Source organism: Streptomyces cyaneus (genome assembly GCF_004028635.1).
GTDB classification, from domain to species: Bacteria; Actinomycetota; Actinomycetes; order Streptomycetales; family Streptomycetaceae; genus Streptomyces; species Streptomyces cyaneus.
This window is the reverse complement of record NZ_RQJW01000003.1, coordinates 431740-442758: the sequence shown is the minus strand read 5'-3', so window position 1 is coordinate 442758 and position 11019 is coordinate 431740. Positions and strand designations below refer to the sequence as shown.

Sequence of the window (11019 nt, the reverse complement as noted above, 5' to 3'; positions counted from 1 at the left end):
TCACATCCCCCGGACCCGCAGCTGCATGGCCTGCACCAGCGGGGGATTGGGCGGCGGCGTGCCGACCCCCATCGCCGGGCCGGGGCTGACCGGCGGGCTCGGCTGGAGCAGGACGGGCAGCCCGCCCACGAAGACCCGCGTGGAGGTGTGCAGCCACACGATGCTCGTGCAGGGCGGCGCCCCGAGCGTGGCGGCCGGGAAGCTGCAGCCCGCCACCAGGAACGTGTCGGCGCTGGTGGCGACGGGATGGGGGCCGACCAGAACGCGCTGCTGCACCGGCGCGGGAATGGTCACGAGGCCGGGCGGATGGGCGCACATCATCAACGCGCCGTAGTGGAGCAGCAGTCCGGGCATGGCGTCCTCACAACACCGTCAGCGCGCCGCCGTTGACGGTGAGCTGGGGTCCGACGAGCTTGAGCGTGGCGAGTCCGGACCCGCAGGAGATCTCGATCGACATCTCGTCGATCTTGATGAACGGCCCCTTCTCACCGTGCAGTTGGAGCTTGATCCCGCCCGCCGGACCGGGCATGTCGCTGATGACCAGGGCGTTGCCGGAAGGTGTGGCCAGCACGATCTGCGGGACGCCGGGCGGCGCCGACTTCGCCGCCGACGGCACGTCACCCGACCCGCCCCGCCGGAACCCGACCCACACGGCGCGCTCCGGGTCCCCGTCGAGGAACCGCACCCACACACCGGAGTCCGGCGGCGGCACCACGTACATGCCGCAGTCCGAACCGGCCAGCGGGGTGAGCGGGGCGGCCCACACGGGCGCCTCGTCGCCGAGTACCTCCGGGACCCGCACCAGAAGCCTGCCGACCCCGGTCGGGTCCACGGCGGAAACCACGACACCCTCGTACATGCCGTGCCACTGATGTGTCGTGTGCGTCTGCGCTGCTGTCATACGGTCACCACCTGGGTGTCGGCGCCGAGTCCGTCGCGGACCAGCGTGAAGTGCTGTCGGAACGTGGCCCGGGTGAGGTCGTGGGTCACCGCGGCCACGAGATAGCGCCCGTCGTACGCCGCTCCCGCCCCGCGCACCCCCACCAGAGCGTGGGCGGCCAGGACATGGCCGTAGCGCAGGACGTCGACGGTCCCGTGCCCGGTGACCGCGTCGGCGGCGACCTCGCGGCCGAGTCCGGCCAGCAGGGTCCGGGTCAGGGAGCGGCCGGTCTGCCCGGTGAGGGCACCGGCACGCAGGGCCTCGGCCGGTCGGGCCGCCAGGGATCCGCGCAGCACGAGCGGCTGCGGAGCGGTCGCCTCGGAAGCCGTCGTGGACGGGGGCTGCAGCCGGTGCGTGCCATAGCCGGACGCGGCCAGCCCGTCGAAGGAGAACGTCAGCTCCTCCACGTTGTCGGCGGCACCGCACCCGGTCGTCAGGGCCGGCTGGAGGGCACCCTCGCGGCGCTGCGGCCCCCAGTAGGCGGTGCTGACCCCCGGCGAGGGCCCCGGCTCGAGATGGAAGACATGACCGACGTCCGCCGCCATCGCCCGCAGATAGGCGAGGTCGGTCGCCACCTGCACCGGAATGTCGATCAGCGGATTCGGCTGGTCCGCGAGCACCGGCGCCACGGCCTTCGGCGTGATGCCGTACTGCGCGTACGCGGCACACACCGCCGTCGCCCGCAGGTGCGGCGCGAGTCCCGGATACGCCCGCCGGACGTGCCGCAGATTCATCAGCAGTGACAGATCCTCACCGGTGACGACGAGGAACGACGCCCCGGGAGCCCGCGCCGCGTGCAGCTCCTGATGCGTGATCACACCGTCCACGAGGACTTGGCACCGGCCCGCGAGGACCACGGCGACCACGACCCGCTTCTTCGCGTGCAGCGCCCCGTCCGGCAGGACCGCCCGGGGCAGCGCCGAGCCCGGAGCGACCGAGAAGGTCAGCTGGAAGCCGCTCGTCGCCCCGCTCGCCGAAGTGATCCGCACCCCGTGCAGGGCGTCGACGAACGCCGCCGGGGCCGGAGCGGGCACCGTGTCGCCGAGGAGCAGCATCACCTGCGGGCTGTGCTTCATCACCACGCCCGTTCGCCGCCGACAGCCCCCGCCGACGCCTCGGCGGGCAGGGTGATCCGCAACCTCCGGCCGGGCACGGCCGTCAACTCGTCCGGCCGCATCGCCCGGTTGGCGTCGGCGATCCGCCACGACTGCTCCGGCTCGCCGTACCGCCGGGCCGCGATGCCGTCGAGCCGTTCGCCGGCGGCGACGACATGCTCGCCGACGGCCGTCAACTCCTCCGGCCGGGGCAGGAACCGGCGGCGCAGGTGCGTGACGGTCCGGCCGTCCGCAAGGGTGTACGTCGTCGTGGGCAGCCCGTGGTACCTGCTGCTGGGCTCGAACATGGGACCTCCTCCGGCTGCTGGTGGGTACGCGGCGCGAGTGCGGCTCAGCCGCCCGGATAGCCGACGGTCGCCGGGCCGTTCGCGACCGTTGCCGCGAGGCGCTCCCGGCCCTGCTGGTACTGGAGGTAGAGACCCCCGGCCTTGTGGCCGAATCCGACGTCGTCGACGGTGAGGACCCGCACCGTCAGCGTCACGCGCGCCCGGATCGGATTCAGCTCCCCGTCGTACGCCTCCTCCGTCACGTCGATGTCCAGCATCCGCACGGGCAGCACCCGGCGCGGCCCCAGCACCAGCACGGACAGCGGGGCCTGCACGGGGGCGATCTCCAAAATTCCCTGCCCGGCCAGGTCGTTCTGCCGGGTCAACTGGGCGCTCGTCGGGGTGACGGCGCTCTCCAGCGCGGCCAGCGTCGCGCTCAGCCCCGATCCCGTGGGCGGTGCCGACATGGTCTTCGAGGCCGCTTGGTCCACGGCATCGAACTCCGCGTCGATCCGAAACGTCTCCCGGGCCGGACCCTGCAACCGCAACGCCTCCAGCCGGTCACCGGCGTCGGCGCCGATGCCGCGCGGCTGGAGGGTGCGGGTGATGCTGTCGGGGTTGTACTGGAAGGGCATGACCCGCAGCACCTGGCCCTGCTCGGGGTCCAGGAAGACGAAGCCGCCGCGGCGGGGGGCGGGGGTGGTCATGGGATGAGGGCTCCTGCCTTTGGCCGGGGACCGGACGTGGGAGTGGCGGGGGCGGCGTCGGGGGCCGGATGCTGGACCAGATGCCGGGAGCAGCGCTGTGGGTCCGGCGGTTGCCCGGCTCGGAGCAGGTCATGGACGGCGCGGGCGATCCGGCGGGCGTGCGCGGTGAGGGCGCAGTCCGCAGGTACGGCCGGGTCGGGGGCGTCGGCGGCGACGGTGGGGGAGTCGCCGAGCAGCACGGCGAGTTCGGCCTCGACGGCCGCGCACAGCGCCGCGGGCGAGGGCGGGCCGGCCCCCTCCCACACCAGCCGGCGGATGCGCAGCTCGACCCGCGTGGCCGTCGTCATGTGATCACCACCGCCGCGTCGGCGTCGAACTGCCCCGCCTCCACATCGATCAGCGGGCTGTCCACCCCGTCGACGCGCAACCGCAGCGGATACCGCCCCGGCGCACCCGCGGCCAGCCGGAACCGCAGCGTCCGAGTCGCCCGGGTGAACGGCTCCGCGAGCACGGGCCGATCCGCCACCAGCAGCTCGGCCCGCTGACCGGGATGCACGGCGGGCGCGCACTCCACGACCAGCGTCACCGCCCCCTTCTTGTCCCGCTCGGCGGTCAGCGGCAAGGAGCTGGTGATGCGCGGCGCGATGTGGAAGTGCCGTGGCTCGGTGGTCCGTTCACTGCCGTCGGGCGCGGTGAGGACGACGACGGCCGACCAGCTTCCCGCGCCGAGCTCCTCGCCGAGCGTCGCCCGCAACGAGCCGGCCTCGTCCGCGCGGGCCGGCAGTACCAGCGGCCCGCCGAGCAGCGGGTGCGTCAGACGCACGCTTACCGTCCCCGCCTCAAATCCGCTCCCGCTGAGCACGATGTCGGAGCCGGGCGCGGCGACCGGGGGCGCGACGGCCTGCAGTACCGGCCAGCGCGCGGCCGCCGTCGGGATCGCCTCGGGCCCGGTCCCGGCCGCCCCGCGCCGCAGCACCGGCAGGGGTGCCCGGCCGGGTACGGCGCTGTCGATGAGAACGACACGTGCCTCGTACGCGACCGACAGCCGGTAACCGTGGCCCAGGGCCGCCCACAGCAGACACATCTCCTCGGCCGTCATCATCGCCGGAGTGACCTTCACCGGCTCCTGCTGAAGATGCAGATCACTGAAGCCTGCGGCGGCCCTGAGGTCGTCGGCACGCAGCTGCGGCCGCTCGTGCAGCGCCGCCATCGCCGCACCCAGCAGCCGCTCGGGAACGGTGGAGTTCTCACCGGCCGGTACGTGCGCGGTGAACAGGTAGTGCAGGACCAGCGGCAGCGCGGGATGCCGACTCTCACCAGGGCGCGAGCCCTCGGGGTCGGCGTTGCGCCAAGCGGGGTCGATACCGGTCCGGTGGAGGAAGAGGTTGAGCACGGCCGTCGTGCCCTCGCCCTCGCCCTCGCCTCCGGCGAAGGCTGCGGCGACATCCGCCGGGTGACAGACCGTCACCTCAGCCCCGGGCACGATCTGTTGGAGGGACCTGCGCAGCACGGCCCGCAGCGTCTCGGTCACGGCGGCAATCGCCAACGCATCACTCACGCCCGCCTCCCCAGGTACTCCTCGAGACTCAGCCGGGGCTTGCGGTGCGGGGGAGGGGGCGGGGCGTCGACGGGGCGGGGAGGGGCGGTACGGACGACCAGGTGGTCGATGGTGACGCGAACGACGGTCGCGTGCGCCGCCGGTTCTTTGGGGGGTGGTGTCGCCGGCCGCCGGGTGGGGGTGGTGGCGGCAGGGCTTGCGGAACGGAGGTGGGGGGTGCGGCCTGAAGTGAGTGTGGAGGCGGGCTCCGGGGCGAGCGCGAGTGGAGATTCGGGGCGGGCTGGGGGCGGTTGGGGGAGGTCGTCCGATGGGGAGGGGCTGGTTGTGGGGGGCTTCGGTGACGGGGACGAGGACGGGGACGGTGAGGGTGAAGGCGGGACGGGGACGGGGAGCCCTACGGGCGCTGGAGGGGGAGATGTGGTGGAGCCGAGGGTGGATGAACCGATGTCTTCGCTCTCCATTCCGGAGCCCCCTAGCGGCGCGCCCGGGTGGCCGGGAGACATCGATTGACCTTGAGGCGCTGTGCCGGCTCCTGTCGGAAAGGGAGGGCGGTCCGCACCGAGGGCCTCCCGCAGGCCGAGCGTCGGGGCAGCCGTGTGCGTCCGGGTGCCGACGGGACGCTCCGGGCGACTTTGGCGACGTACGGGCGGCTCATCGGTCGTAGGACCACGCCTGTGGCCTGCCGAGGCAGAGCCGATCGGCAGGGCGTGGTGGCTGATGGCAGAGCCTGTCGGAGAGGGCCGCGACTGCTCTGCGCGCGGCGTTTCCGACGCGGCCGCGTCGTCAGGGACTTGGCTGGCAGGGGTCGTAGGAGAGGCGCCCCGCACAGCCTGCGGTTCGCCGTCGTCGCCCCGTTCGCGACGGCCGACACCGGGGGCCTCCGCCCAGGACCCGGCACCGGACGCCGGCCGCGACGCTGCGCTCGGCGATGGGGCCGCTCCGTTCAGTCGTACGTCCGTCCCGCCGGCCAGGCGGACGCCGTCCCCGGCCTCCGGGCGTACCTCGCTCCCGTCGGCGGGAGGCGTGGCCTCGACATGGGCCCGGCGGTGCTGCTCGGGCTGGGCGGTGTGCGTGGCATCGGCGGTCGGGTGTGCTTCCTCGGCGTCCGCGGGGTGTACGGCCTTGGTCTGTGCTGGGCCTGTCTTCTTGCGCTCAACCGGACGCAGGCCTCTGCCACCACCGCCCCCGTCGGCTGGATACGCGCCGTCGCAGTCGGCCGGGGCCGGACGCACGGCTCTGCTACCGCGCCCGTCCATCGGATGCACGGCATCCCTGCCGGTCCGAGCCGCCCTGTCGCTGTCGGCCGCCGGCAGAGCCCTGCCACCGCGCCCGCCGACCGGATGCGCCCCATCCCTGTGGGCATACCTGTCGGCCGGCCCCGCGCCATTGCCGTCGCCCGGATGCACGCGCCCAACCTCGCGGCCGTCAACCAAGCCGGCGCCACCGTCCCCGCCAACCGGACGTCCCCTATTGCCATCGGCCGGATGCACGCGCCCAACCCTGTGCCCGTCGACCAACCCGGCGTCACCGCCCGCGCCAGCCGGCCCCACGCCCCCGCTGTCGCGCGGACGCACGTCCTCCCCGCCAACGGGACGTCCCCTGTTGCCGTCGGCCGGATGCACCCTCTCCCCGCCAACGGAACGTCCGCTCTTGCCGTCGGCGGGACGCACCCCCTCCCCGCCCACCCAAAGCCCATCCGCCCCACCGGCCGTTCCCAGACCCTCCGCCGAGCCCCCGCCTCCGCCCCCGACCACGCCGCCCCCGTCCCCCGGAGCCACGTCGTACAACAACCCCCCGCCCCAGGCCGCCTCATACGAGAGCTCCCCAACTCCCGTCACCGCCAGCCCCTTCACCGGCCCCACCACTCCCTCCCCGGACGGCAGCGTGGACACCCACGTCTCCGCCTCCGCCTCCGCCTCTGTCTCTGGCTCCGCCTCTGTCTCCGCGTCCCCCTCGACCCCAGGCCCGAACACCGCCGCCCCCCGCCCGCCCCCAGGCAACCGCGGCGCGCCCGGGTCGAACACGTTCGGTGCGAGCGGGCGCAGTCTTGGGCCCGGTGCTCTGAGGACGCGGTCCACGAAGTCGTTCATCCGGTGCTCGCCTCCAGATAGAACTGCCTTCGCGTCGGGCTGATCGCGAGCACGTCGGCCTCCGTCCAGCCGTAGGCACGGGCGAGGGCGTGCACTTCGTGCAGGAGGCGGCGCACGTAACCGGACACGTCGGTCCACAGGTGTTCGGCGAGGTCGAGGGCAGCATCCCAACTGTGGTCGCACTGCGGGCAGTTCAGGGGGAGGACGGCATCGGCGCCGGGGTCGAGGTCGGCGAGCAGCCGGGCGACGTCCTCCAGGACCTCGTCGGGCAGGTCGTCGGCCGGTGGGTCGACGCGCAGGACGCAGCGCCGCAGCAGGGCCTGGCGGGCGCCGGGCGCGGCGGGATCGACGGCGCGGACGTCCCGCCCGGTCAGCGCGCGATACGTGACCGTCCTGCCGTACGACGTCACAGTCGCCGTAGCGGCCACGGCGCCGCCGCCTCCGCAAGGCAGCAACTCGCCCGCCGTCACGGTGACATCGAGACTCTCGCCGCACTCCGGGCAGTCCGCCGTGCACGGCAGCGCGTCGCCGAACGCACCGCGGCGCAGCTCGAGCAGAAGGGAGTTGAGCGCGCTGAGCGGCAGGTCCGCGACGCTGTGCCCGCTTGGCGCCGCCAGCGAGGCGAGCAGCAGGGAGCGAGCCGCCGGTGGCCCGGCGAGCCCGCTCTCCCACACGTCGAGGACGTTCGCCTCGGTCAGCTGCCGCGGCACCCCGCTCACCCCGCGGTGTCGGAGAACTGCGGTTCCTGCGGCGGGTTGGTGTGCTCCCGAACCCAGCCGTGGTGCTCCACCTTGATGTGCTCGAAAGCCACGCCGTTGGAACCGGCGTCCAGTTCGGGCAGCCCCTGGTACTCGGAGACCCAGCAGTCATGGACGGAGTAGGACAGCACCTGCTGTCCGCCCTCGTCGAAGACGTCGATGATGAGGTCGCGCCGGAAGTCCTTCAGCGAAGTCTCCAACCCGCCCGACGAGTTCTTCAGGCTCCAGACGCGGTTGGCCCACTCCTCGAAGGCGGTGTCGACGGTGCAGCCGCGTTCGAGGGTGATCGCCTCGTACTCGGTGCGGCCGGGAAGCTTGCGGCTGGTGCCGGGGTCTCCGCCGTCGCGATGCCGGATGACCTCGGTGGTGCGCTTGAGCCCGCTGACCTTGCTGATTCCCGCGATGTAGTCGGTCTCGCCGCTGAACTTCACCCGGAACCGGAAGTTCTTGAACGGGTCCCGGCGCTTGACTTCGGGCATCGGTCGTCCTCCTGGAGCTGGATCTCGACCTAGACCTGGATCTGGCCGGCGAGCTGCTGGATGTGCACGATCACGAACTCCGCGGGCTTGAGCGGGGCGAAGCCCACCTGGATGTTGACGATGCCGCGATCGATGTCGTTCTGCGGGTTGGTGTCCTTGTCGCACTTCACGAGATAGGCGTCCTGGGGCGTACGGCCCTGGAACGCGCCCGCTCGGAAGAGGGAGTTCATGAAGGCGCCGACGTTCAGCCGGATCGAGGCCCACAGCGGCTCGTCGTTCGGCTCGAACACCACCCAGTGCGTGCCCCGGAACAGGCTCTCCTCGATGAAGAGCGCGAGCCGGCGCACCGGGAGGTACTTCCATTCGCTGGCGAGCCGGTCGGCGCCGCGCAGCGTCCGCGCCCCCCAGGCGACCGGACCGGCCGCGGGCAGCCGCCGCAGGCAGTTGACTCCGACCGGGTTCAGCCGCCCGATCTCCAGGTCCGTCAGCGGCACCTCGAGCTCAGTGACACCGCCCAGCGAGGCATCCGTACCGGCCGGTGCCTTCCAGACCCCGCGCTGGACGTCGGTCCGGGCGAGCACGCCGGCCATCACACCGCAGGGCGGGAAGGGCCGGACGGCGCCGCCGAGCAGGGGGTCGGGCGCGAGGACACGGGGGTAGTAGACCGCGGCGTTCTTGCCGGGGTCACCCAGCTCCAGCTCCTTCATATTCGTCAGGACGGTGCCCACGACAGCGGCTTTGGAGTCGCCGCCATCCTGCCCGCCGGTCCACGATGCGGGCGGGTCGACCAGCAGAATGGCCCGCCGCTCGACGCACAACTGCAGCGCAGGGACGAGCAGGGCGTTCACGCTCCCGCCCGTGGCCCGCAACTTCTCGTCGAGCCAATGGACGTCGGGCAGGCACAGGATGTTGAAGATGTCCGTTTTCAGCAGCTGATAGAGGCCGGTCTTGGCTGCTGGGTCGCCCCGGTACGGCTTCAGCTCCTCGGGCCGTTCGTCCGCGTCCGTCTGGCTGCCCCCCGTCTCGGCAGGGGCATAGCAGTACGGCGGCTGCCCGGCCGGCGCAACTTCGGCCGTGGTGAAGGGATCCACTCCGTCCTTCGGATCGGAGTTTTCCTCGGGCACCGCGTGGATGGTGGCCTTCGGGTCCTCGACGCGCACGAGTTGAGAGGACTCCAGCAGGTGCGCGAGATTGCGGGGACTGTCCGGCTCGATACTGACGTTGAGGTAGCGCTCCTCCGCGCCTGTCTCCAGGTCTCGGACCGTGAGATTGAACAGCTTCCGCTTCTGATCCGGGATTTTCCCCTCGGCGGTGTCCCAGTCGACGCGGGCGCGAAGTTTGCGCGCCCACCGTCCAGGGGAGGCGGCGAGCAAGGCCGGGCCGTTTGCGGAAGCCGCCCCCGACGATCCGGAGGCCGAGGACCGCCTGGCGTCACCGCCGGACTCGTGCTCGCCCCGGCCCTTCTTCTTGTCCTCGCCGGAGGATTCGTCCTCCCCGGTGCCGGCGGAGGACTCGCCACCCTCACCGCCCGCCGCGGGCGCGGGCGCTGGCGAGGGCCGTGCGGACTCCCTCGCGGGTCGGGCGGCGCTCGTGCCGAGCGGCAGGCGGACCGTCTTCTCGTCCTTCACCACCCTGACGATCTCGGCCTCGCTGCCGCCGTTCAGATAGAACTGGTAGACCGCGTAGCTCAGCGGGCAGTTCGCCCGCAAGCCGCCGAAGACGGCCTCGTAGTCGGCCCAGCCGGTGATGTGCACCGGCCGGTCTGCCGGGCCGCGCGGCGCATGACCGACGAAGGCGGCCACGGCGGTGGGAACGCCCGTGATCGTCTTGACGGAACTCTTGACCTCGTCGACGTAGACACCCGGGTAGGTGACGTTCACCGGCATGCCGGCCCCTTCCGCTGCAGCCCCGATCCGCGATCACCGTATCCGGATATGTCCGGATACGTCATTCTGTGCGGTGCCGTCCCTGAGGCGTTCGGGTGACGCGGGCGTCGCCCGTGGGCAGGGCCTGGAGCTCACTCGGCGGAATGGGTCCGGCTCGGCGCGGCCGACCGCACCGGCGGTGAAGGTGACGCCCGCCCCGCACCTCGGCGACCGCCCCGCCCGTTGGCGACCCGCCCCGCTGCACCGGCATCGGCCGCCACGGGCGTGCCAAAGCCCACCACCTCGCCGGCGACCCCCGACCCACGTCTAGGTTATGCACAGACGTCCGCGCTCAACTCGGGGAGCACCCATGCCAATTGAACGTCCGCTCATCAACAGCGGCGTGCCGCACTCGGCTCGGATCTGGAACTACTGGCTCGGCGGCAAGGACTGCTACGAGATCGACCGGCAGGTCGGCGACCAGATAGCCGGCGCCAACCCGGCGATCCTCGACATCGCCCTGGCGCAGCGGGCGTTCCTCGTCAGGACGGTGGAGTATCTCGTCGGTGAGGCCGGTATACGACAGTTCCTCGACGTGGGGACCGGCCTGCCCACCGCGAACAACACCCATGAGGTCGCCCAGAGACTGGTCCCGGAAACCCGGATCGTCTACGTCGATCACGACCCGGTCGTCCTGGCGCATGCCGAGGCGCTGCTCACCAGCACGCCCGAAGGGGCCACGGACTACATCGACGCCGACCTGCGCGATCCCGAGGCCATTCTGGAACAGGCCGCCAAGACACTGGACTTCACCCAGCCGGTCGCGCTGATCCTGCTGGGCATCACCGCCCACATCACCGACGACACGGTCTACGACATCGTCAGGCGCCTGGTGGACGCACTGCCCTCCGGCAGCCATCTCGTGCTGTGCGACGACACCGAGGTGCTCAACCCGCAGCAGATGCGCGAGATGATCGAGCAGTGGAACGAGGCGAGCGACAACCCCCGTGTCAACCGCAGCCCGGAGGAACTCGCCCGGTTCTTCGCGGGCCTGGAGCTGCTGGAGCCCGGCGTGGTCTCCGTCTCCCGGTGGCGCGCCGGCGAGTCCGGTGAGCAGGCTCCCGCCGAGGTCGACGACTTCGGCGGTGTGGCGCGAAAGCCATAGCGTCGCCTGGCGAGCGCGCCGTCGGCGTCAACGGGGAGCGGGACAGCGTGAGTGCGCTGTCCCGCCCGGCGTCGGG

The 11019-nt window shown here is 72.4% G+C and carries 11 protein-coding genes; 1 reads left to right on the top strand and 10 read right to left on the bottom strand.

The annotated features are described in order from the left end of the window. The 10 genes from EHO50_RS11160 to EHO50_RS11115 form a co-directional block, all read right to left on the bottom strand. On the bottom strand, positions 1–354 hold the full coding sequence (locus EHO50_RS11160; RefSeq protein ID WP_128429730.1) for a hypothetical protein: 354 nt from the start codon (positions 352–354) through the stop codon (positions 1–3). Positions 355–361: 7 nt separating this feature from the next. Next, complete coding sequence (locus EHO50_RS11155) at positions 362–901, bottom strand: phage baseplate assembly protein V (protein WP_128429729.1); 540 nt, start codon at positions 899–901, stop codon at positions 362–364. Beyond that, positions 898–2016: a hypothetical protein gene (locus EHO50_RS11150; RefSeq protein WP_128429728.1), complete on the bottom strand. Its 1119-nt coding sequence runs from the start codon at positions 2014–2016 to the stop codon at positions 898–900. The genes EHO50_RS11155 and EHO50_RS11150 overlap by 4 nt, the downstream gene beginning before the upstream one ends. Then, positions 2016–2342, bottom strand: coding sequence for a LysM peptidoglycan-binding domain-containing protein (locus EHO50_RS11145; RefSeq protein WP_128429727.1), 327 nt, complete (start codon positions 2340–2342; stop codon positions 2016–2018). The genes EHO50_RS11150 and EHO50_RS11145 overlap by 1 nt, the downstream gene beginning before the upstream one ends. 44 nt (positions 2343–2386) lie before the next feature. After that, positions 2387–3028 (bottom strand): hypothetical protein, encoded by a 642-nt coding sequence (locus EHO50_RS11140; RefSeq protein WP_128429726.1) that lies wholly within the window; start codon positions 3026–3028, stop codon positions 2387–2389. Next, positions 3025–3375, bottom strand: a complete 351-nt coding sequence (locus EHO50_RS11135; RefSeq protein WP_128429725.1) for a hypothetical protein — start codon at positions 3373–3375, stop codon at positions 3025–3027. The genes EHO50_RS11140 and EHO50_RS11135 overlap by 4 nt, the downstream gene beginning before the upstream one ends. Continuing rightward, positions 3372–4586 (bottom strand): Pvc16 family protein, encoded by a 1215-nt coding sequence (locus tag EHO50_RS11130; protein WP_164904814.1) that lies wholly within the window; start codon positions 4584–4586, stop codon positions 3372–3374. The genes EHO50_RS11135 and EHO50_RS11130 overlap by 4 nt, the downstream gene beginning before the upstream one ends. Positions 4587–6672: 2086 nt before the next feature. Continuing rightward, a complete protein-coding gene (locus EHO50_RS11125; RefSeq protein ID WP_128429723.1) occupies positions 6673–7386 on the bottom strand; it encodes a hypothetical protein in 714 nt (237 codons plus the stop codon). Between the two features lie 5 nt (positions 7387–7391). Further along, entirely contained in the window at positions 7392–7913 is a 522-nt protein-coding gene (locus EHO50_RS11120) for a phage tail protein (protein WP_128429722.1), read from the bottom strand. Between the two features lie 29 nt (positions 7914–7942). Next, a complete protein-coding gene (locus tag EHO50_RS11115; protein ID WP_128429721.1) occupies positions 7943–9799 on the bottom strand; it encodes a phage tail sheath family protein in 1857 nt (618 codons plus the stop codon). A gap of 349 nt (positions 9800–10148) precedes the next feature. Here EHO50_RS11115 and EHO50_RS11110 point away from each other — a divergent pair, with 349 nt between their 5' ends. After that, positions 10149–10943: an SAM-dependent methyltransferase gene (locus EHO50_RS11110; protein WP_128429720.1), complete on the top strand. Its 795-nt coding sequence runs from the start codon at positions 10149–10151 to the stop codon at positions 10941–10943. Positions 10944–11019: the final 76 nt, after the last annotated feature.

Bases quoted from the DNA above. Each gene is read 5' to 3' on its own strand.
- EHO50_RS11160 (WP_128429730.1), bottom strand. From the start codon at position 354: ATGCCCGGACTGCTGCTCCACTACGGCGCGTTGATGATGTGCGCCCAT.
- EHO50_RS11155 (WP_128429729.1), bottom strand. From the start codon at position 901: ATGACAGCAGCGCAGACGCACACGACACATCAGTGGCACGGCATGTAC.
- EHO50_RS11150 (WP_128429728.1), bottom strand. From the start codon at position 2,016: ATGAAGCACAGCCCGCAGGTGATGCTGCTCCTCGGCGACACGGTGCCC.
- EHO50_RS11145 (WP_128429727.1), bottom strand. From the start codon at position 2,342: ATGTTCGAGCCCAGCAGCAGGTACCACGGGCTGCCCACGACGACGTAC.
- EHO50_RS11140 (WP_128429726.1), bottom strand. From the start codon at position 3,028: ATGACCACCCCCGCCCCCCGCCGCGGCGGCTTCGTCTTCCTGGACCCC.
- EHO50_RS11135 (WP_128429725.1), bottom strand. From the start codon at position 3,375: ATGACGACGGCCACGCGGGTCGAGCTGCGCATCCGCCGGCTGGTGTGG.
- EHO50_RS11120 (WP_128429722.1), bottom strand. From the start codon at position 7,913: ATGCCCGAAGTCAAGCGCCGGGACCCGTTCAAGAACTTCCGGTTCCGG.
- EHO50_RS11115 (WP_128429721.1), bottom strand. From the start codon at position 9,799: ATGCCGGTGAACGTCACCTACCCGGGTGTCTACGTCGACGAGGTCAAG.
- EHO50_RS11110 (WP_128429720.1), top strand. From the start codon at position 10,149: ATGCCAATTGAACGTCCGCTCATCAACAGCGGCGTGCCGCACTCGGCT.